General features: G+C 35.6%; 16 protein-coding genes. 9 read left to right on the top strand and 7 right to left on the bottom strand.

What is annotated here, in order from left to right; genetic code table 11:
- Nucleotides 1–10: 10 nt before the first annotated feature.
- Together AAEO57_RS10990 and AAEO57_RS10985 are read right to left on the bottom strand one after the other, a co-directional pair.
- Entirely contained in the window at nt 11–3208 is a 3198-nt protein-coding gene (locus tag AAEO57_RS10990; protein WP_341692505.1) for a SusC/RagA family TonB-linked outer membrane protein, read from the bottom strand.
- 315 nt (nt 3209–3523) lie between these two features.
- Entirely contained in the window at nt 3524–4402 is an 879-nt protein-coding gene (locus AAEO57_RS10985; RefSeq protein ID WP_341692503.1) for an AraC family transcriptional regulator, read from the bottom strand.
- A 304-nt stretch (nt 4403–4706) separates the two neighbouring features.
- Between AAEO57_RS10985 and AAEO57_RS10980 the strand changes: the two genes are divergently transcribed.
- The 8 genes from AAEO57_RS10980 (at nt 4707) to AAEO57_RS10945 (ending at nt 15445) form a co-directional block, all read left to right on the top strand.
- Complete coding sequence (locus tag AAEO57_RS10980) at nt 4707–5846, top strand: glycoside hydrolase family 26 protein (protein ID WP_341692501.1); 1140 nt, start codon at nt 4707–4709, stop codon at nt 5844–5846.
- Nucleotides 5847–5870: 24 nt separating this feature from the next.
- Nucleotides 5871–7262 (top strand): MFS transporter, encoded by a 1392-nt coding sequence (locus AAEO57_RS10975; RefSeq protein WP_341692499.1) that lies wholly within the window; start codon nt 5871–5873, stop codon nt 7260–7262.
- Between the two features lie 26 nt (nt 7263–7288).
- On the top strand, nt 7289–8476 hold the full coding sequence (locus AAEO57_RS10970; RefSeq protein ID WP_341692498.1) for a glycoside hydrolase family 130 protein: 1188 nt from the start codon (nt 7289–7291) through the stop codon (nt 8474–8476).
- A 6-nt stretch (nt 8477–8482) separates the two neighbouring features.
- Complete coding sequence (locus AAEO57_RS10965) at nt 8483–9664, top strand: AGE family epimerase/isomerase (RefSeq protein ID WP_341692496.1); 1182 nt, start codon at nt 8483–8485, stop codon at nt 9662–9664.
- A gap of 25 nt (nt 9665–9689) precedes the next feature.
- Nucleotides 9690–10712, top strand: coding sequence for a carbohydrate binding domain-containing protein (locus AAEO57_RS10960; protein WP_341692494.1), 1023 nt, complete (start codon nt 9690–9692; stop codon nt 10710–10712).
- Nucleotides 10713–10720: 8 nt separating this feature from the next.
- The gene (locus AAEO57_RS10955) at nt 10721–11968 is read left to right on the top strand and encodes a glycoside hydrolase family 26 protein (RefSeq protein ID WP_341692492.1); all 1248 of its coding nucleotides are present in this window, start codon (nt 10721–10723) and stop codon (nt 11966–11968) included.
- Nucleotides 11969–12078: 110 nt separating this feature from the next.
- A complete protein-coding gene (locus AAEO57_RS10950; RefSeq protein ID WP_341692490.1) occupies nt 12079–13368 on the top strand; it encodes a glycoside hydrolase 5 family protein in 1290 nt (429 codons plus the stop codon).
- Nucleotides 13369–13465: 97 nt separating this feature from the next.
- The gene (locus AAEO57_RS10945) at nt 13466–15445 is read left to right on the top strand and encodes a retaining alpha-galactosidase (RefSeq protein ID WP_341692488.1); all 1980 of its coding nucleotides are present in this window, start codon (nt 13466–13468) and stop codon (nt 15443–15445) included.
- A gap of 190 nt (nt 15446–15635) precedes the next feature.
- Here AAEO57_RS10945 and bglX read toward each other — a convergent pair whose 3' ends face one another.
- From bglX to AAEO57_RS10930, 3 genes are all read right to left on the bottom strand, one after another.
- On the bottom strand, nt 15636–17930 hold the full coding sequence (gene bglX, locus AAEO57_RS10940) for a beta-glucosidase BglX (protein ID WP_341692485.1): 2295 nt from the start codon (nt 17928–17930) through the stop codon (nt 15636–15638).
- Nucleotides 17931–18181: 251 nt separating this feature from the next.
- The gene (locus AAEO57_RS10935) at nt 18182–19558 is read right to left on the bottom strand and encodes a sialate O-acetylesterase (protein ID WP_341692483.1); all 1377 of its coding nucleotides are present in this window, start codon (nt 19556–19558) and stop codon (nt 18182–18184) included.
- Entirely contained in the window at nt 19548–20642 is a 1095-nt protein-coding gene (locus AAEO57_RS10930; protein WP_341692481.1) for an SGNH/GDSL hydrolase family protein, read from the bottom strand. Before AAEO57_RS10930 ends, AAEO57_RS10935 begins: the two co-directional genes overlap by 11 nt.
- 179 nt (nt 20643–20821) lie before the next feature.
- Here AAEO57_RS10930 and AAEO57_RS10925 point away from each other — a divergent pair, with 179 nt between their 5' ends.
- Nucleotides 20822–21337 carry a C40 family peptidase gene (locus AAEO57_RS10925; protein WP_341692479.1) on the top strand — a complete coding sequence of 172 codons (516 nt, stop codon included), beginning with the start codon at nt 20822–20824 and terminating at the stop codon, nt 21335–21337.
- Between the two features lie 298 nt (nt 21338–21635).
- Here AAEO57_RS10925 and AAEO57_RS10920 read toward each other — a convergent pair whose 3' ends face one another.
- Both AAEO57_RS10920 and AAEO57_RS10915 read right to left on the bottom strand, forming a co-directional pair.
- Nucleotides 21636–23213, bottom strand: a complete 1578-nt coding sequence (locus tag AAEO57_RS10920; RefSeq protein WP_341692477.1) for a L,D-transpeptidase family protein — start codon at nt 23211–23213, stop codon at nt 21636–21638.
- 131 nt (nt 23214–23344) lie between these two features.
- Entirely contained in the window at nt 23345–23758 is a 414-nt protein-coding gene (locus AAEO57_RS10915; protein ID WP_341692475.1) for a DUF1573 domain-containing protein, read from the bottom strand.
- Nucleotides 23759–23791: the final 33 nt, after the last annotated feature.

Genomic DNA, 23791 nt, shown 5'->3' with positions numbered 1-23791 from the left:
ATTTTTTTTATTAAAATTCTACATTAAAACCAAAAGAAATTTGTCTTGGGATCGGATAACGTCCATTATCAATACCTGACATTAAAGCATCCTGATTGTAAGAACCAACCTCCGGATCATATCCTGTATATTTTGTAAAAGTAAACAGATTTTGTCCTGAAGCATAAAACCTTAATCTTGACAATTTAATCTTTGAAATCATGTCTATTGGCAACGAATAACCCAAAGTTACATTCTGAATTCTTAAATAAGACCCATCTTCAATCATGCGCGTTGAAACTGAATTATTAATATGATCATAAGCTGAAGGTGTTGGCATAGAACCGTCTAAGTTTGTTGATGAATAAAAATCTGCAGCTTCTGTTAAATAATTTGTTCCCAAATTACTATTCATTGTTCCTGATGCACGTGTTAAATTCAGAAGCTTATTACCTACAGTCCCCTGAACAAAAACTGACAGGTCTACATTTTTATACTTAAAATTATTAGTAAAACCATAAGAGAATTTTGGATTTGGATTACCAATATTTGTTAAGTCACTTTGATCTATTTTTCCATCATTATTCAAATCTTCATAAATGACATCTCCTTTTACAAAATCAGGCAATAAAGAGTTTGTTCCGTTTTTCAGTACAACTCTGTTTCCCGCACCGTCTACATGCCCGTATTTCAGTAAATCATCATCAGTTCTGTAGATACCTAATGCTTTATAACCTAAAAATGAACCAATTGGCAAACCTTCCTGAGTTCTTGTAACACTTACTGTGTTATAAGCAAGAGTTCCTGTTGTCTTCACAATATTCAAACCTGCCATATCTGTAACCTCGTTTACATATCTTGTGAAATTTAAGCTAGAATCCCATGAGAAATTTTCTGTAAATTTATTATGATATCCCAAAGTAATCTCGATACCTTTATTCTGCATGCTTCCAAGATTAAAGTAAGGAGGATTAACCCCACCCTCATAATCTCCACCTCCAGAAAGGTAATTTGGCAACGGAACCTGATACAGGAAGTTTTTAGAAACTTTTTTGTATAAATCTAATGAAGCAGTCAGTTTAGAATCAAACATTGTAAAATCTAAACCTACATTTGTCTGCTCCTGCGTTTCCCATTTCAAATTTGTATTAGGAGTATTAGAAGGTAGATAAGATGTTCCCATAGAACTAATTACCACATGTAAATTAGAATCGTACAAATTATTTGGAATTTGATTATTTCCTGTTTGTCCCCAACCAACTCTCAGTTTAATATTGTCTACATATTTTCTGGTAGATTCCATAAAAGATTCGTTTGAAATTTTCCACGAACCACTGCCTGAAAAGAAAGTGCCCCATTTTTTTCCAACGAAAAATTTTGAAGAACCATCTGTTCTTACGGCTGCCGTAACACCATACTTATCTCCATAGTCATAAACTACCCTTCCTAAATAAGAAGCCAAAGTTTGTGTACCCGAATACGTGCTTTTAAGTTCCGCCTGAGCCAAATCAGAACCTGCCAGCGAATGATCGTTATTGTCTTTATAACCGTTTCCTACCATAGAATAGCCTTCCCAATGTGATCTGTTCGACTCCTGAGCAGCAAGAATTGTAAAATTATGCTTATCGAATGTTTTTCTGTAAGTTAGCATGTTTTTTAAATTCCATGAATTACCTGAAGAAGGATTATAATAAAGATTCGCAAAATCTTTTACAGCATTACCCAAAGTATACATAGGATCAAATCGCTGACCTAAGTTGTCATAGATATAACCACCAGCTTCAAAACGATATTCCAGACCTTTAAACAAATCAATTTGTGTATAAAAATTACCAGAATAGTTTTTTCTAACCAATGTATTAGAACCTAATAAAGAAGTCGCAACCGGATTGACAAATGAAGTCACACCCCCGGTCGGTGGACCTGCAAAAGCACCTGAAAGTTCTCTTACAGCAACATCAGGAGTAGCCAATAAAGAAGTCGCAACCACCCCATTAAACTGTCCGTTAAGAGTAAGATTTTCGTCAGTTATTGCTCCACTCATATTAACACCTACTTTAATAAAGCTGTTTACTTTGGCATCAATGTTTGCTCTTACATTATATCTTTTGAAACCTGATTCAATTACAATACCATCCTGATTCAGGACACCCCCGGAAATATAGTAATTAATCCCTTCTTTACCTCCTGAAAAAGACAACTGATTTGACATCATTATACCTGTCTGATAAATTTCATCCTGCCAGTCAGTACCTTTACCTAAAAGTTCAGGATGTGCAAATTCAGGACGTTTTGTAGAAGGATCGTAAACATCAGACAAAGCGTTTTGATGTCTTGCATATTGCTGTAAATTCATCGAATTAAGCTTCTTAGGCAAATTACTGATGGTATAAGAGTTTTCAAAAGTTAATTTACCAGTACCTTTTTTTCCTGATTTGGTCGTTACAATTACAACCCCATTTGCTCCTCTAGAACCATAGATTGCTGTTGCAGAAGCATCTTTTAAAATATCAATAGACTCGATATCACTAGGATTTATAAGAGCTAACGGGCTCTGAGTAATATTCCCGTTATTAGAAAAATTAGAATCACCCTGAGCATTTCTTCCAGAAGTAGAAGAGTTTCTTGCATCTCCTGAAATTGGCACTCCGTCAATTACATATAAAGGCTCATTTGTACCTGTTAAGGACGACACCCCTCTAATACGAACAGATACATTACTCCCAGGCTCACCAGAGTTACTATTAACAACAACCCCCGCTGCCTTACCCTGCATCATTTGATCAAAAGAAACTACTTTTAAATTTTCAATATCTTTTGTATTAATAGTCGAAATGGCACTGTTTACATCTTTTCTTTTCTGTGTACCATAACCAATTACAACTACATCTTTTAGATCCTCAACAATTGATTTCATAACAACATTTATTGTAGATTTACCATCAGCAGCAATTTTCTGAGAATTAAATCCAATGAAAGAAAATACCAAAGTTGAGTTGGGCGGTACATCTATGCTGTATTTACCGTCAAAATCGGTTGACGTTGTCGCTTTTGAACCTGCAACAGAAATATTCGCTCCCGGAATAGAAAGCCCTTTTTCATCTGTAACCGTTCCCGAAATTTTTACCTGAGCTGTAATAAAATTACTCGTAAGTAACAAAAATAATATCAATGGAATCGCTCTGTGACCAGCGTTCCAATGAATAAAATTAGTCATTAGTTTTTTCATAATAATTGTTTGGTTAGTTTAAAGTTTAATACTTTATAAAGCAGTAAAAAGCAAGTTAAATTTTTAACTGATTTATTTTTAACAAATCTATAACAGAAGTTGATGTAATGTTAATAGTATTATATCATTTGATGATAATATTTTTACTCAACCGATTTAAAAAAACATATACCAAAATAAAACAGCATATTTTTTACATATTTCACAACTTAACCCCTCAAAAACACCGTTTTCAATAAACAATAATTAATGAATCTATAAAATTTAAAACGATTTCGTTAAAAATAATATTTGTTTATGCAAAAAAAGTATCAACTACAATATACGCTTCAAACCTGAAAAATCCTCGCGATACTGACTTGGTGTACAGTTTTTAATCGCTTTAAAACTACGATTGAAGTTTGCAATATTATTGAATCCGGACTTAAAAGCCACTTCCGAAACACTCATGTCTTTTTCAACGAGCCAACGGGCAGCGTATCCAATCCGAATATCATTTATATAATTCACAAAGGTTTTTCCTGTACGTTTTTTTATAAAACGATTAAACGAAATTATAGACATATTTGCTACACTGGCAACATCTTCCAAAGTAATTTTTTCCGCAAAATGTTTTTGAACATATTCGTAAACAGTTTTCATTTTATCATAATCATCAAACGTATCATAATCTACTGTGTAAGTCGAAAGCAAACGCTGATTTCTGGAATTTGCCAAGTCATATAATAATGATGTAATTTCCAAAAAATAATCCATACCATCTAGTTTTGAAAGCCTTACAAGTCTTGGAGTTAACTCTTCTGCTACTTTTTTTGAAAATAAAATACCATGAATCGACCGATTAAACATATCCCGAATCGGATTCATAATACGCCTTGAGAGCAGTGATTCATGAAACAAATCATTATGAAACTGAATAGTAATTTCATGAATTTTTTTACTTGTACACTTATTCAATTCCCAACCATGATATAAATTCGGACCAATCAAAACCAATTCGACATTGTCAATTTCTTCAATATTATCTCCCACCACACGCTTCACTCCTTTTCCGTTTAAAATGAAATTAATTTCAAATTCCGGATGGTAATGCACCGGAAAATCAAAGCTGTCCTTAATCCTGTCAAAGACCAAAAAACTATCTCCGCTTGACAGAGGCGCAATCTCTCTGTAAAAATTTTTAGCTGTACTCATCTTTATTCTATATTTAAAAGATCATGAAACAATAAAATCATTTGCAATAATATGATATATAATTGATAAAATAATATTAATTATACGACAAACATACTTTTATCTTTGAAAAATATAATTATCATTTATTTAAAAATAACAAAAACAATAAATGGTAATGATTTTTAATCTACATTATTTTTACAGTTTTAATAATACAACAGTTAAAAATCCAAATGCAGATTTTTTAAAAAACTATTTCATTTTTCAAAATGTACTTTTATATTTTTAGCTTTAATGCTTAAATCATTTTTAAAAATAAATTATGCAAAAAACGCCCTTATTCCTTATTATAATTGCCTTTATTGGGATTTCATGCTCAACAAAAGCAACAACCATTGATACAAATTTGTCACTTTCGGATAAAAAAGCTACAAAAGAAACGACTGTTCTTTACAAAAAACTGCAACAATTGACCACTAAAGGCTATATGTTTGGGCATCAGGACGATTTGGCTTATGGTGTAAACTGGAAATATCAACCACTCCGCAGTGACATAAAAGATGTTGTTGGAGACTATCCTGCAGTCTATGGATGGGATATTGCAGGTCTTGAAAAAGATGATGCTAATAATATTGACGGAATTCCTTTTACTAAAATGAAACAATATATAAAAGAAGCAAATGAGCGAGGCGGTATTTCAACGATTAGCTGGCATTTTGATAATCCTGAAACCGGAAAAAATGCATGGGACAACACTCCAAATTCCCTAAAAACCATTTTACCGGGCGAAAAAAATCATATAAAATTCACATTATGGCTCGATAAGGCAGCCAGTTTCTTTTTGTCATTAAAAGATAAAAAAGGAAAAAACATCCCTGTTCTTTTCAGGCCTTACCATGAATTGACCGGTGGCTGGTTCTGGTGGGGAAAAGGAAATTGTACGCCTGAAGAATTTAAAACCATCTGGAAATTTACTTTCGAATACCTCCAAAAAAAAGGGGTTCATAATTTAATTTATGTCTACAACACCAGTAGTTTTAATTCGAAAGAAGCTTTTTTAGAAAACTATCCAGGCGATGATTATGCCGATATTTTAAGTTTTGACACTTACCAAAACAATGATGACAAAAACGGAGAAAAGTTTATAGCCGAAGTACAGAGTCAGCTTAAAATCATAGATAAAATTGCTCAAAAAAACCATAAATTAATTGCCTTGGCAGAAGCCGGATATGAAGCAATTCCTGACCCAAAATGGTGGACAGGAACTTTCTCCAAAGCTATTGGCGATTATAAAATTTCCTATGCTTTGCTGTGGAGAAATCATGGCTGGCAGGAGAAAGAACAAAAAATGCATTATTATGCACCCTATTCGGGTCAGGTAAGTGAAAAAGATTTTGTCGAATTTTACAATCTTGATAAAACTTTATTTGAAAAAGACATTAAAAAAACAACTAACAACTAAACTACAACCTTAAAAAAAAACTAAATGCACGACAAAATCAGCTTAAAAGAAAAAATAGGTTACGGACTTGGTGACGCCGCTTCTTCTATGTTCTGGAAAATCTTCAGTATGTACCTTCTGTTTTTCTATACCGATGTTTTCGGATTGGCGCCAGCTGTAGTAGGAACCATGTTTTTAATTACCCGGATCTGGGACTCCTGTTTTGATCCAATTGTGGGTATTATAGCTGACCGTACCAAAAGCAAGTGGGGAAAATTCAGACCTTATTTACTTTGGATCGCTATACCATTTGCCGTTATCGGTGTTCTGACATTTTACACTCCTGATTTTGACGAAAAAGGAAAAATAATCTACGCCTACGTAACATACTCTTTAATGATGATGATTTATTCATTGATTAATGTTCCGTACGCTTCACTATTAGGTGTAATGTCTTCTGACCGAAAAGACAGAAATACTTTATCCTCTTACCGAATGGTTTTTGCCTTTGGAGGAAGTCTTCTGGCTCTGTGGTTAATTGAACCATTAGTAAATTATTTTGGAGGAAACCTTAATTCCAAAACTGGCTGGCTGGCTACTATTGCCGTATTCGGAATTATAACAACAGCATTTTTCTGGGCTTGTTTTTTCTGGACAAAAGAAAGAATAAAACCAATAGATGACGAACAATCAAATTTAAAAGAAGATTTAAATGATTTATTAAAAAACAGACCGTGGTGGATTTTGCTGGGAGCAGGAATTGGAGCTTTAGTATTCAATTCGATCAGGGACGGAGCAGCTGTTTATTATTTTAAATATTATGTAAGCAGTAGTGTGAATTTTGATTTTTCTCTTTTCGGAACAGACTTTCACATGACCCCAACTTCTATCTATTTGGTACTAGGGCAAGCAGCCAATATAATCGGGGTTATTGTTGCAACGCCTATCGCCAATAAAATTGGTAAAAAGAAAACTTTTTTTGGCGCTATGGCCTTAGCTGCCATTTTAAGCCTAATATTCTACCTTTTCGGGAAAGAAGATATTTTCCTAATCATGAGTTTTCAGGTGTTAATTAGTATTTGTGCCGGCTGTATCTTCCCTCTGATCTGGTCGATGTATGCTGACAGTGCTGATTATTCAGAATGGAAACAGGGACGCAGAGCAACAGGCCTGGTTTTTTCAGCATCTTCAATGTCGCAAAAATTTGGATGGACCATTGGTGGTGCCGGAGCAGGATGGCTTTTGGGCTATTACGGTTTTCAGGCGAATGTCGAACAAACAGCAACTGCTCAAAACGGAATTCAGTTAATGTTAAGCATACTCCCGGCAATAGCAGCAGCAGTATCAGTAGCCTTTATTGCATTCTATCCATTATCTGAAGAAAAACTGCAAATCATAGAACAGGATTTAAACGAAAAAAGAGACCATATAAATTAAAAACACAGATATAGAAATCAATTGATATGACAACAATAACAACCACTACATTTCAGGATAGAAAAGTAGCATTAGAAAAAGAACATCAAACGCTTATTGAACAAAAAAATGAGCCCCAAAACACAATAGGAAACGGTATTTATCAGCGTTATAAAAATCCTGTCGTTACAGCTTCTCATGTACCTTTGAACTGGCGTTTTGATTTTAACGAAGATACAAACCCTTTTTTACAGGAGCGTATCGGAATGAATGCTGCGTTTAATGCCGGGGCAATCAAATGGAAAGGGAAATATTTACTGGCTGTCCGTGTTGAAGGAATTGACAGAAAATCTTTTTTTGCCATAGCAGAAAGCCCAAACGGCATTGATAATTTCAGATTTTGGGAGAAACCATGCGTGATTCCGCAAACTGAAGAACCGGATACCAACGTTTACGATATGCGTTTAATCAGCCATGAAGACGGTTGGATTTACGGTATTTTTTGTACCGAAAGAAAAGATCCAAAAGCTCCAAAAGGAGATACCAGTTCAGCTGTAGCCAATGCCGGAATCGTACGCACGAAAGATTTGGTAAACTGGGAAAGACTTCCTGATTTGATTTCAAATACAGGACAGCAGCGTAATGTGGTTTTACACCCTGAATTCGTTAACGGAAAATACGCTTTATACACACGACCGCAGGATGGTTTTATTGATGTTGGAGCCGGTGGCGGAATTGGCTTAGGCTATGTTGACGACATGAAAAACCCGATTGTAAGAAATGAGACAATTATTTTCGGAAAACAATATCACACCGTTTACGAATTGAAAAATGGTCTTGGCCCTGCTCCTATCAAAACCGAAAAAGGATGGCTGCATCTGGCACATGGAGTTCGTAATACTGCTGCTGGTTTGCGCTACACATTATATATGTTTATGACCGATTTAAATGATATTTCTAAAGTAACTCATGTCCCTGGCGGTCATTTTATGGGGCCTGAAGGTATTGAAAGAGTAGGAGACGTATCGAATGTATTATTTTCTAACGGATGGATTGAAGATACCGACGGGACTGTTTACATTTATTACGCGTCATCAGATACGAGGATGCATGTTGCTGTTTCTTCTGTAGAAAAATTAGTCGATTATGTAACTAATACTCCTGCTGATACTTTTATTTCTGCGGGTTCAGTAGAAACAATTATTAATCAAATCGAAAAAAATAACGCAATATAATTTATCGTGTCATTAAACTTATTAAAAACCGAATTACACGAAGAACTTAATAGTATCCTTGACTATTGGGAAAACAATACCATTGATTATAAAAACGGAGGTTTTGTCGGTCAAATTGATTACAAAAACGAAATCATACTTAATACAGAAAAAGGTTCTGTTTTAAATGCCCGGATTCTCTGGACATTTTCTGCCAGTTATCCGGTTACTCAAAATGAAAATCATAAAAAAATTGCCGAAAGAGCTTTTGAATATCTTTCGGCACATTTTTACGATACAAAATTTGGCGGTTTATTTTGGAGTATCAATGCTGACACCACTCCAAAAGACACTAAAAATCAAATATACGCCTTAGCTTTTGCTATTTATGGCTTATCGGAATTCTATGCTATTTCTCAAAACAAAAAAGCTTTAGAATTAGCCATTTCATTATACCAACAAATTGAAAAACACAGCTTTGACAAAATAAACAATGGTTATCTGGAAGCTTTTACCCAAGATTGGCAACCTATTGATGATTTACGCTTAAGCGAAAAAGACGCCAACGAAAAGAAAACCATGAATACGCATTTGCATATCGTAGAAGGTTATGCAAATTTGTACAAGGTCTGGAAAAATGAACAGCTAAAAGAGGTTATCGAAAATTTACTGCTTACCATCGAAAAACATTTTATCAATATCGAAACCGGACATTTACATTTGTTTTTTGATGAAAACTGGAATGAAAATGCAGACGTTATATCCTACGGTCACGATATCGAAGCGGCCTGGTTATTATTGCAATGTGCTGAAATTATTGAGAACAAAGAAATTATTGACAGGTTTCAAAAATATGCTGTTCAAATTGCCGATGCAACCACAGAAGGAATCGATACCGATGGCGGTTTATGGTATGAATTAGAACTAAAAAACAATCATCTAATCAAAGAAAAACACTGGTGGCCACAATCAGAGTTGCAAATTGGATTTTATACCGCTTATCAACTAACCGGTGATCAAAAATATCTGGATGTAGTCACTAAAAACTGGGAATTCACGAAAAAACACCTTATCGATCACGAAAACGGAGAATGGTTTTGGGGAATTTATCACGATTATACCGTGATGAAAAAAGACAAAGCGGGTTTTTGGAAATGTCCTTATCATAACGGTAGAGCCTGTTTAGAACTAATCAGTAGAATTCCGTAAAAAAATAACGCTAACAATACTGACTATGAAACCACTTTTTATCTTTAGTTTTTTTTTAATTTCTATATCAAACTTTGCACAAACCAATCTGATAAAAAACGGAGGATTTGAATCTGAAACGCTAAACTGGCGTGGTGATGTAGCTACTATTTCTCCTTATGATAAAAAAACAGGTAAAAACAGTGCAGTCATCAATCAGTTTACAGGTGCCGAATGGAAAGCTATCGATCAGATTGTAAACATTCCCAAAAAAACGTATGCGATCGAGTTTAGCGGCTGGGTCAAAGCCGATGGGATTGAAGGCGGCAAAGAAGCCTACAATGCAGGGTTAATCATTGCCGAATTTACTACCGGAAACGAAAAAAAAATAAGCTCTGAAAACATTGCTCAGGTAAAAGGAACGCTAGCCTGGACCAATTATACCAAAACGATTTTAGTTCCTGAAAAAGCACAAAATATCAGGATAATGCTGGCTTTGGCTCAAATAAACGGTTCTGCTTTTTTTGATGATATAAAAGCTATTGCACTTTCTGAAGAAGAATATTTTAGACTTCATCCGATTACCACTATTCCTGAAGGACAAAAAACAATTACACCTTTAAAACAATTTTCTAACGGCAATTTCGAAGACAATCTAAATTCATGGAATGGAAACGGAACAATTTCAACATCAGATAAAAAAGATGGAATTGCTGCGGTAGAAATCACTTCAAAAACTGCTGAATGGAAAGCAATTGATCAAGTAGCTGACATCAATGAAGGCGACAAAACCATCGAAATTTCGGGCTGGCTGAAAGCAAAAGATATTCAACAAGGTAAAGATCCTTGGAATAACGGCATGTTTATCATTGAATTCAAAAAAAACGAAACGACCAAGGCTGGCGATGACCAGGCAATAGGAATGATTACCGGAACTACAGACTGGACGTCTTTCAAAAAAACATTTCAAATTCCGGAAGGCGCAAAACAATACCGAATTATGGTTGCCATGAGTGTTTGCACCGGAACTCTATTAGCTGACAATATTGAAGTTAAGCTATCTAAATAAAATTTAAAATGAAAAACACATTTCTAAAAATAGTCTTTTTAAGTTGCTTATTTGTTGCTGCGATTGGCTGTTCATCTGATAACGAATCAAAAGATAAGGAAACTGAAGAGCCCGTTTTAGGCACAGATGGCTTAACAACAAAAAATGTGACCAATTATATCGTTGATAAAAAAGCCACAATAGAAACTGTAGCTTTATTTTACAACCTTAAAAAACTAGGCAAAACCAAAGTAGCCATTGGTCAGCAGGATGCTTTTAATAGTTTTTATCAGGATGCGGGAGGCGACTCAGACATTAAAAAAAATACGGGTTATGATCCTGCGCTTTTGGGTTCGGATTTCATGTTTATTACCGATAAAAACAATAATAATCAATCTAATAACTGGTTTTATCAGCAAGAACAAAAAATTATCAGCGATACAAAAGCTGCTTATGCCAAAGGAATGATTAATACTTTTTCCTGGCATTTGAGAGAACCTTATAATGAAGATACTTTTTATACGGACGAAATGACAACCGACCAAAAAAGTAAGGCCTTTAAAAGTATTTTGCCAGGAGGAGCCAACCACGAATGGTACAAGAAAAAACTGGATAAGTTAGCAAGCGTATTTCTAAATTTAAAAGGCTCTAAAGGCGAATTGATTCCCGTAATCTTCAGACCTTTTCACGAATTTGACGGAAGCTGGTTTTGGTGGGGTGCTAATTTTTGTACTCCCGAAGAATATAAAACCAACTATAAATTTACCGTTGAATACCTCAGAGATACCAAGGGCGTACACAATCTTTTATACGCTTTCTCTCCTGACAATTCATACACAACAGCCGAAGGTTATTTAAGCCGTTATCCGGGTGATGCGTATGTAGATGTTTTAGGAATGGATAACTATGGCGATTTTAATAATCAGGGAAGTTTAGGAGTTAATAAAGCCAACGCAAAACTGAAAATGTTATCTAATATGGTTTTAACGAATAAAAAAATTGTGGCTTTGACCGAAACCGGTTATCGGGTTACATCAACCACACCACCTATTACAGATTGGTTTTCAGGTTATTTATATTCGGCACTTAATGATAATCCAATATTTGATGCTAACATTATTGAGGTAAATTATGTAATGTTTTGGTATAATGATGCAAACGGCTATTATGTACCTGTTAACTCTGTTTCGAATGCAGCTGATTTTAAAACATTTGCCTCAAAGCCTAAATCGGCATTATTGAATTCGTTGCCGAAAATGTATGAATTGCCAAAATAGTTTCTTAAAAACGTAAGCCCTAGCCCTGATAGAAGTGAAAATTCTTTTGTGCCGGGGTTCGGCACAAAAGATTGAAACGGATAGCAGGATTAGCTTCTAAAAATATACCTATGAAAAACAAACTTTTAAAAACCCTAGGATTAGCATTACTTTTTTCTACAATGGCGTGCCAATCGCAGGAAAGAATTACTGTAAAAGGAACGCAATTTTACAAAGGAGATAAACCGTATAGCTACATAGGCACGAATTACTGGTACGGAAGTATGCTTGCCTCTAAAAAAATAGGTGACCGAAAAAGACTCCTTCGCGAATTGGATTTGATGCAAAAAAACGGAATCGACAACTTACGTATTTTAGTAGGTGCCGATGGCGGGAAATATGATTTTACGGTACGTCCGGCGTTGCAATACGAGCAGGGAAAATATGATGAAGACTTGCTTGACGGCTTGGATTTCCTGATGAATGAAATGCGAAAACGCAAAATGTATGCGGTTTTGTATTTGACCAATAACTGGGAATGGTCCGGCGGAATGTCGCAATATCTGGAATGGAATGGCAAAGGTGCGATTCCGATTCCGAATATCGCTCCGAATACATGGCCTCAGTTTATGTCGTACACAGAGCAATTTCACAGCTGCGATCCTTGCATGAAAGCGTTAGAGGATCATGTGAAATTTATTATGGGAAGAACTAATAAATATTCTAAAAAGAAATATACCGAAGACAATACAATTATGGCCTGGCAGGTTGGTAACGAACCAAGACTTTTTACGGTTGAAAATGAAGCTAAATTTACAACCTGGCTGAACAATATTGTCAATTTAATGGATAGTTTAGATAAAAACCATCTGATTTCGACAGGCTCTGAAGGTTTAAACAGTTCGAATGATAGTATTGATATTTTTGAGAGAACTCACAAAAACCCAAATATCGATTATCTGACCATGCACATCTGGCCTAAAAACTGGAACTGGTTTAAAGCCGATAATGCTGAAGCTACTATTCCTGCCACTATTGCAAATGCCGGAAAATATATTGATGCCCATGTTAAAGTTGCTAATAATTTACAGAGGCCAATTATTATAGAAGAGTTTGGATTACCAAGGGAAAACGAAAATTTGAATGCGGGAGCGCCTTCAGTTTACCGCGATAAGTTTTATAATTATATTTTTGGAAGGGTTGCAGAAAGTGTTGCCAATAAAGGTCCGTTACAGGCAGCCAATTTCTGGGGATTTGGCGGTGAAGGAAAAGCAGTTAACGAAACCGGAAAATGGAACCCGGGAGAACCTTTGACAACCGATCCTCCGCAGGAACCTCAGGGATTAAACTCGGTTTTTAATGATGATAAATCAACATTAGAAATTGTAAAAAAATACAATCTGGAGTTGAAGAAAAAATAAATTTCTTTACCATATAAGTGATTATAAGTTCATTTAACAAACTAAGCGTAAAGTTTGATTGAACTTACAATCACTTATATGTTTTAAAACATACAACATGAAAAAACTATTTAGTGTCTTTTTGATTTTACTTTTTAATCCTTCTTTTTCACAAAAGATTCAGGATTTTACTTTGGAATCTCCAAATGGAAAAATAAAAATCAGTATTGTAATTAACGACAAAATAACCTGGTCAGTTTCGCACGAAAAAGATTTAATTCTGGCACCATCTCCTGTTTCTATGACATTCGATCAAAATGAAATTTTAGGAAAAAATGCTACGCTTTTGAATTCAAAAAGAGAAAAAGTAAATCAGACTTTTGAATCTCCGTTTTACAAAAAGAGCTCTATAAAAAACCAATACAATCTTTTGATACTAAATTTTAAAAATGATTTCAGTATCGAATATCGGGCTTTTGATGATGGTGTTGCTTACAGATTCATTACTAAAAAGAAAAAAGACATTACCGTAAAAACTGAAGAAGTTTCTTTGAATTTTGATCAGGATTACAATACTCTGATGCCTTATGTCCGTGATTTAAGAAATCCAAAAGACCCTTATATTTCTTCGTTTGAAGCACATTACGAAAACAAAAAAATCAGTGACTTTGCAAAAGATACTTTGGCATTTTTACCCTTTTTAATTGATTATAAAAACCATAAAAAAGCCGTTTTTCTAGAAGCTAATCTCGAAGATTATCCGGGATTGTTTGTAACAAATAACAAATCGAAATCGGGTTTTGAAGCTCGTTTTTCTAAATATCCTTTGCAGGAAACTAATGGCGGATTCAATAACATCAACCGCCTTATTACTGAAAGGGCTGATTATATCGTGAAAACAAAAGGAACCCGAACTTTTCCGTGGAGGGCGATTGTAATTTCTGAAAATGATGCGGAATTAGCCAATAATGACATGGTTCAAAAATTATCTGAGCCTTCAAAAATCAAAGACATTTCGTGGATTAAACCCGGAAAAGTAGCCTGGGACTGGTGGAACGACTGGAATATTTACAATATCAATTTTAAAGCCGGAATCAACACGCAGACGTATCAATATTATATTGACTTTGCCTCAAAAAACAAAGTCGAATATGTGGTTTTGGATGAAGGCTGGAGTCTTGAGGATGATATCATGAAGCACAATCCGAATGTTGATCTGGAAGCTTTAATCGCTTACGGAAAAGAACGAAACGTTGGAATTATTTTATGGAGCTCCTGGATGGCTTTGACAAAAAACACTGTCGGAATTTTTAATAATTATGCCGATTTGGGAATCAAAGGTTTTAAAGTTGACTTTCTGGATCGTGACGATGCCAAGATGGTAAATTCAGTTTATGATATTGCGCAAAAAGCTGCTGATTATAAATTACTATTGGATTTTCATGGCATGTACAAACCAACTGGAATTCAGCGTACTTTTCCAAACATTCTAAATTTTGAAGGTGTAAAGGGATTAGAAAACAATAAATGGACACCAAATGATGATGTCCCTTTATACGATACCACAATTCCGTTTATCCGTATGATGGCTGGACCAATGGATTATACTCCTGGCGCTATGCGAAACGCTTCGAAAAGTGAATTTAAGCCTAGCCACTCAACCCCAATGAGTCAGGGAACCAGAAGTCACCAGCTGGCTCTTTACACTATTTTTGAAGCGCCTTTGCAAATGATGGCTGACAGTCCAACGGCATATATGAAAGAACAGGAAAGCACTGATTTTATAGCTAAAATTCCAACCGTTTTTGACGAAACTGTAGCTTTAGATGGCGAAGTTGGAAAATTCGTTTCAATTGCCCGTAAAAAAGCCAATATTTGGTATTTAGGAGCCATCACAAGCTGGGATTCCAGAGACATTACAATTGATTTTTCATTCCTTGAAAAAGGTAAAAAATTTGAAGCTGAAATTTTCTCTGATGGATTGAATGCTGATAAGGCTGCTCAGGATTACAAAAGAGAAATTATAACCGTTGATTCTACAAGCAAATTAACATACCGATTAGCAAGCGGTGGTGGATTGGCGATGATTATAAAATAATTAATAATCATATTTTTTACCCTAAGACACACTGCAGTGCGTCTTTTTTTTACATAAAAGCCTAATCAATTCCCTCATAATCTAGATTCTCCTATTAACAATAAAAAATTACGCAGATTTCACAGATTAAGGAGATAAAAAATCTGCTGAATCTGCAAAATCTGCGTGAAAAAATATTTTAAGAATCTTTTTACTTCAATTCAAATCCACTTTCCAAACCTGAATCAGAACTTCCTCCTACCTTAAGTTTAAAAGTTCCAGGTTCAACCAGATAATTTCCATTGTTATCGTAAAAACCAAGTTCTGCATCCGTCAAAGTAAAGTTTACTGTCTTCGTTTCGCCTTTCTTTAAATTTACCAATTCAAAACCTTTCAATTCCTCAACTGGTCTTGCAATGCTGGCAAAATCATCGTGAATATATAACTGAACAACTTCTTTTCCATCATAATTACCTGAATTGGTTACCTCAACACTCACCTGAACTGATTCTCCTTTAGCGAAAGCTGTTTTATTTACTTTCAGATTTTTATAATCGAATTTAGTATAACTCAATCCGAACCCAAAAGGAAACTGAGGCGTTTTTTCCACATCTGAGAAATGTGACCAAAACACATTTTTATCAGCATTTACAGGCCTGCCTGTACTGTAATTGTTGTAATAAATAGGAACCTGTCCCACATTTCTCGGGAAAGAAATCGGCAGTTTTCCGCTCGGATTGTAATCTCCGTATAAAACCTGCGCCACTGCATTACCGGTTTGTGTTCCCAAATGCCAGGCTTCAACAATTGTCGGAATATGTGCTGCTGCCCACGGAATAGTCAATGGACGACCGTTATTTAAAACCAAAACAATGTTTGGATTCACTTTATAAATTTCTTCTAATAATTCCTGTTGTAATCCAGGTAAATCAAGGTTTGTTCTGCTGCGTCCTTCTCCACTCTGAAAACCATGTTCACCCAAAACCATCACCACAACATCAGCATTTTTAGCTGCGGTTTTTGCTGATTCAAATCCGCTTTTGTCTGTAGTATTAAAAACTACCTCATCTAGAAAAGTTGCTTTTCCAACAATCAAATCGGCTCCTTTTTCAAAAACCAGCTGATTGTCTTTATATTGCTGCATTCCTTCTAAAACCGAAACAGCCGTATTATCATCCGAAGCAATTCTCCAGCTTCCCAACGGACTGTTTTTATCATTTGCCAAAGCGCCTATCAAAGCAATTTTTTGTCCGGATTTTTTTAGCGGAAGCAAATTTTTATCGTTTTTCAATAATACAATTGACTTTTTCGCCATGTCCAGGACTCCGTCATTGTTTGCCTTATTTCCGATAGTTGCTTTTTCACGTTTTTCGTCACAGTATTTGTATGGATCGTCAAATAATCCTAACTCAAATTTTACACGCAAAATCCTTCTCACGGCATCATCTATCAGAGCTTCTTTTACTTTTCCGTCCTTAACTAATTTCGCCAGTTCAGCAACATACAAATGAGATTCCATATCCATATCTGAACCTGCTGTAACGGCTTTTAATGAAGCATCTGCCCCATCTTTTGCATAGCCATGCGGAATCATTTCACGAACCGAAGCCCAGTCTGAAACCACAAAACCATCAAACTTCCATTTTCCTTTCAAAATATCTCTTTGCAGAAAAACATTTCCCGTTGCCGGGATTCCGTTTACCAGATTAAACGAGTTCATAAAGGTTCTCACGCCTGCTTTGGTAGCAGCTTCAAACGGAGGCAAAACGGTATTGAATAATTTAGAATTACTAATATCAACCAGATTGTAATCACGTCCCGATTCTACATACCCATACGCCGCAAAGTGTTTCGCACAGGCAGCAATGGTGTTTACTTTTGCCAGATCAGCAGTCGTTTCTCCCTGAAATCCTTTTACTCTGGCAACCGCAATTTTGCTTCCAAGGTACGGATCTTCCCCTGCTCCTTCCATTACACGTCCCCAGCGGGCATCGTTTGTAATATCTACATTGGGTCCAAAAGTCCAGTTAATTCCGGATGCCGAAGCTTCATCTGCTGCAATCGCTGCTGACTTTTTTATCGCTTCCAAATCCCAGCTTGCCGCTTCCGCCAACGGAATCGGGCTTAACGTTTTATAACCGTGAATTACGTCAAAACCAATAATCAACGGAATCCCCAATCGGGTTTCCTCAACGGCAATTTTCTGTACAGCACGAACTTCTTTCACACCGCGCACTGTCAGCATGCTTCCCACCCATCCTTTTCGTAAATGTTCGTACTTTAATTCGGCATTTCCACCTTTTGGAGCAGGGCCGGTTACATCCCAAAAACCATTATACTGATTCATTTGTCCCACTTTTTCCTCCAAAGTCATCAATGGCAAAAGCAGGTCAATTCGTTGTTCGATCGTTTTACTTTTATCCAGATACGGTTTCTTCTGTGCATTCATATTTCCAGCAGTAAACAGGGCAAAAACCCCAATAATTAGTATTCTTTTATTTTTCATGATAGTTAGTTTCATATTTTGGGCGTGTCCCTACGGGTCGGGCTATCCGTTTCAAGTCCTCGCCCTTCCTCCGTCAGGGCTGTGGGCTTTCCTCTCCTATCCCTCACGCAACGGGTAATCCAGAGCTTTTAAAGTCTTGATTAAAGTTTGTATTTCACTTTGCGGGACTTCGACTCCGCTCAGTATGACAAAAAAATGCAAAAAACTTAAAGTCTAAAATCTTTACTCTTTGTTCTTTCTTCTATATTCTCTCACTCCGAAATAAAACAGGAAGCCGGCAAATTCGCTTTATTAAACAAATCCGACTGAATTGTATTTCCCCATGCAAATCTCACTTTTGCAGGATTCGGTACTTTTTTACTCGTTACGATTACCTGATTATTTTTTATCGAAGCTTCCGCAGGATAAAAAGTTCCATCGGTTCCGGCAACTTCAAACTGTTTAGTCACTTTGTTTTTAAAATATAATCCGTCAGCATAATCAAAAGAGACAGTTACTTTGTGGTTCTCGATTTTGATGTCTTTAAAAAGTGGCCCGTTTACCAAATTTGAATTGGTTCTATAAGTATTTGCCAATGCTAAATTTGCTAAACGAATTCCAACAGATTTTTTATCCTTCGGGTGAATATCAATCGTATCCGAAACGTCACTTATCACGACCATTCCGGTATTATTGATTTCCTTTAAAAGTTTTCGCTGGGAATTTCGAAGGGTAACGTTTGAAAAGTTGTTACTGCCTGTTTTAAAAGGTGCTATTTGTACATAATAAAACGGAAATTCATCCTTCCATAATTTTCTCCATGACGTAATCAGAGCCGATAATGTTTTATCATAAACTTCTGAACCCACATTAGATTCTCCCTGATACCAAAGAGTTCCGGCAATTTTAAATCCAACGAATGGATAAATCATAGCATTGTAAGCACGTCCTGGCTGTCTTGGTCCGTATTCCTGCTCGTTTAGTTTTTTGGCATTTTCTAATAAAACAGCATCGTTCTGAACGACTTCTTCGGGCATCCAGATTTCTGCGGGAGTTCCGCCCCAGTTGGAGGAAATCAATCCGATGGGAACGTTTTTTAAATCTTCTCTTAAGCGTTTGGCGAAGAAGTAGCCAACCGCACTGAAGTATTTCATGGTTTCCGGAGTCGATTCTGTCCAGTTGCCTAATAAATTATTCTGTGGTGTTGTCGCCGTTAATTTCGGAACTGTAAAAAAACGAATATTAGGATTCGCAGCATTTTTAGCTTCTTCCTCTCCATTATCAATTCCCCAGCTTACAGACATTTCCATATTCGACTGACCGGAGCAAACCCAGACTTCGCCAATTAAAATATTCTTTAGTACAACCTCATTATAACCTTTTATTGAAATCGTATAAGGTCCTCCGGCTTCAGGCGTTTTGATCTTAAGTTCCCATTGCGCCTGATTGTTTGTCATAACTTTATATTCCTGATTGTTCCAGCTGGAAACCAGTTTAATTTCCTCTTTTGGATTTCCCCAGCCCCAAATTTTGACTTCGGAGTTGCGCTGCAATACCATATTATCACCAAATATATTCGGAAGGGAAACGTTTGCCATCATCGTACCGGAAATCAGAGAAAAAACAAACTTAAATATATTATTTTTCATTTAGCAGTTTTTTTAAAAATGGTCCGTATTCAGCAGCCATAATTTTGTGTTCTTCAATATTTGGGTGTCCTGAACATCCGCTTGGTGTCATAGGCTTAAATTTGAAAATCAGAATTGGTTTGTGTGATTTATCTGCATCAAATTCGGCTTTGATTTTGTTCAGGCAGTCTTCAAAAATTACTGCTTTTTCACCATTTACCATTGGGCTGTTAGTTAAAACTACTTGAGAATTTGGATTATGCTGGTACAACATTTTTATAAAATTGATATAATTCGAAACATATTTTTCAGGACTAAAAGCCGAACGTTCTTTTGTGCCGTCACCATTCGAAAAATCATTGGTTCCTAAAGCAATACTGATAATTTCAGGCTGAAAAGCAAAATCATATTTAGGTTTTGAAGCGTCTTTTGTTAAATACAAATTTTCGTAAACAGCCGGCATAATTGGCACTTCAGGTCCCTGATCGTTCCAGTTACGGTAAATACCGATTCCTGACACTGAACTCAACAAATAATCCGCATCAATAGTTCTGGAAAGAATTGGGCCGTAAGCGAAATAACCGTTATGATGATCAAAATATTCCCCTTTATCACAAGGAATTTCTGATGGGTCATTTGCTGCTCCACAAGTAATTGAGTCTCCGATAAACTCTATTTTCTTTTTCTTTTTGGCTGATATCGCAGTTAATTTAGCTGTAGTTCCCAAAAAAACTACATTCCCCATAGTAGCTTCTGTAGCTTTATAAATCTTTAGATTATGTACTTTTTTATCCGAAGTAACTTTTACAGGAAAAGACTGAGGAGCTCCTTTTTGAACAGTATATTTCCCAAGGTATTTTCCGTCAAGTTCCAGAACAATATAATTTTGATGTTCCCACGAATCAATACTTTGCAGGGAAACAGCACATTCATTACCTGTAAAATTAAATGATACTGAAGAAGCCGTTCCGATTAAAACGACTTTATTATCCTTTAAAATATCAACCCTGCCTGCATACAAAAATGTTTCTGCTTTGTTTTGAGAAACTGACACCGCAGAAATCAGTAAAAACAGAATTAAAAGTGGTATTTTTTTGATAAACATAATTTATTCGTTAAAATATAAATACATTTCACAAATATATCCGAATTACATTTTACAGAAAGATACTAAAATGTCAAAAAGCAATAAAAAAACACCAAAAAACGTGTATCAAATTCAGCTCCTTTTTGATATTCTAAACAAAGGCTTTACCTTTATAAACTAATATTTTACCCCCTCAAATGAAAACTACTGTTCCTGTCCTACTTCTTCTGCTTACTATTCTGTTTTCTTCTTTTACTTTAAAAAAAGAAAATCAAACGCAATCTGATTCGGTAAAAAAAATCCAGACTGGAATTGAACGGGATTCTGTTATTTCGTATGCAAAACAGCATCTGGGGACACGATATTTATATGCAAGCAGCAATCCAAATAAAGGTTTTGACTGCTCGGGGTTTGTCTATTATGTTTTCAAAAATTTTGGTTTAACCTTGCCAAGAAGTTCAGGTGGATATAAAAATATAGGCAGAGCCTTGAAACCCGAGGAATTTAAAGTGGGAGATGTATTAGTTTTTTATGGATACAAGGACAGAAGTGTTATAGGACATGTGGGCATCATCTGCGAAGCCAACGGAATGCAGTCCAAATTTATACACGCCTCCTCAGGAAAAGCACAAAAAGTGACGATCACGGGACTTGATGAAGAACATTATACCAAACGATTTTATAAATGTGTTGATGTTTTGTCCCTTGAATAAAAAACTGGCTCTTCGTCTAAATTAGTGGATTTCCGTAATAAAGAGGTTGCTCTTTTTGTCATTTCGACCGGAGGGAGAAATCACACTCGTATATCGACAAAGATTGGAGACATACTTTACGGAGTTTCTTGTGTGATTTCTCCCTCCGGTCGAAATGACAAAACAACTAAATAATTAATGAGAATCATTTATTCAATTCCACCAATTTAGGCGAAGAACCAAAAAAAACTTAGTTTTGAATAAGTTTATTAACTGTGGTATTTACTCAAAAGCACCGCAAATTGTAATTTCTAAAAGTTTACTCTTCCGTCAATAATTTAATCAGGCTTTCGTCTCTTTGGTAAATATCTTTATAGAAATTCAGCTGTCCTTCGCGATCTACCCAGGCGGTAAAATAGCCAATATAAACCGGAACTTTTTTCTTCAGAGTATACCAGCTTTCTTTTCCGGCATGCATGGCTTTGTCAATTCTTTCCGGAGTCCATTTTGGATCTACTTTTAATAATTCGATGGCAAGTTCACGCGGTTTTGCTACACGTACGCAGCCATGGCTAAAAGCCCTGCTTTCTCTTTCGAATAAACTTTTTGCAGGTGTATCATGCAGATAGATATTACTGGAATTTGGAAATAAAAACTTAACCAGCCCGAGTGAATTATTTTTCCCAGGAAGCTGTCTTACCGCTCCGTTGTTCCATTCCAGATTTTTCTTTGCCAGATAGTTTTTGTCTTTTGCCATTCCGGGTTTGATTTCGCTTTTGATGATACTTGGCGGAACATTCCAGTACGGACTAAAAACAATATTGTTCATCATTCCGCTGAAAACAACTGTTTTTGTCATTGTCCTGCCCACCACAACCGGTGATATAAAGGTAATTTTACCATCTTCGACTATATACAATCTAAACTCCGGAATATTAACTTCGATGTACTTTTGGCCTTTTTCCAATTCAGGATCAATCCAACGGCAGCGCTCCATGTTGGCAATAATCGTTTTGATTCGATCAGAAACCGGAATATTCAAATCATTGATATGCTCTAATAAAATAGTATTCTTTGGCACATAACCATGACGTAATTCGTAATTTTTGACTGCTTTCATCAAAACCGTATCGCAAACGGCACTTTTGTTATCCTCCTTAATATCTCCGGTTACAAAAAGCCTTTCTCTGATTTGACCAATTATTGTCGAAGAATCTCCTAATTTCAAACCTTTATAATCTTCGCCGATTTCAATTGTTTTCCAGCCTCCATTCTTTTCAATCTCCCTGTATTGATGAAGCGCATCCCGAAGCTTGTAATACTGGCTGAACATCTTGCTCTTTTTATCATCATTTATCGTTGATTTTTCAAAAAGAGAATCGGTTAAAACCTTATAATTCAGTTTTTTTCGCGGAAGCAGCCATTCTAATGAAATAGATGTTTTTTCGTCAAAACCTCTGTATACTTTTTCAGCATAATAGAAATACAGATTCGTAATCATCAAATCGGTATTCACTTTTGAAAGTTTGTTTACCGAATTGTTTTCAAAAATCGAATTGATTTCTTTGTACGGAAAATTGGCTTTCAAACCTTCATTTTCCAAACCTTTATATTTATCATACAACGTATTCCCGAACTCCACAACTCCTTTATTATCAAGCCACAATTGAGTTGATTGTTTTTTATTGTATAAAGAAAAAACCTCATCCTGAAAATTTTTCAGTTTTGGATAAGCTTCGTAAAATCCGGCAATCGCCAGACTATCTATTGAAAGTTTAAGTTCTGGAATTACAACCTTGTCTACTTTTTGGCTTTCCTCTTTTTTATCCCCTTTTGAATTGCATGAAACAGCAATAAAAACAAGCATAATAACAGCAAACCTGTACCAAATTTTCATAATGATTTTTTTAATAAAAATAGAAAAGTTTTGGTAAAAACAAATTCATTCCAAAAATAATTTTGCCATAAAAAAAACTCCGGACACATGACATGACCGGAGTTTTCCCCCTTTATATAATCAACTTTATTTTAAATAACAGTTCCTTTCAAAGTCAGGATTTTAGCCGTTTTTTCAGCACTTGTTGTAACAGTCACTGTTTTTGTAAAAGCCCCTTTGTTTGCTGCATTGTAAGTTGCCGTAACTTTTGCAGATTTCCCAGGAAGGATTGGCTCTTTGGTATAATCTGTAGCAGTACAACCGCATGAACCTTGCACATTTGTAATTACAACAGCCGTTTTTCCTGTATTTTTAAATTCAAAAACAATAGCTTTTGGTGTTCCCTGAGGAATCTGACCTACGTCAATACTTTCAGTTTTCCATACAATAGTTCCGTCAGCAGTTGCTGTAGCAGATTCTGAAATCAATGCCTTAACAGGTACAATTGCTGAGAATGACATTAATCCTAAAGCTAAGATCAGCATCAAAATTCTAATAATTTTCATAGTCTTTTTATTTAAGTTGGTGAATGGTTTAAT

It is taken from the genome of Flavobacterium calami (assembly GCF_038290035.1).
Classification (GTDB): Bacteria; Bacteroidota; Bacteroidia; order Flavobacteriales; family Flavobacteriaceae; genus Flavobacterium; species Flavobacterium calami.
Note: the sequence above shows the minus strand (reverse complement) of the source record. Positions and strands in the feature narration are given on the sequence as shown.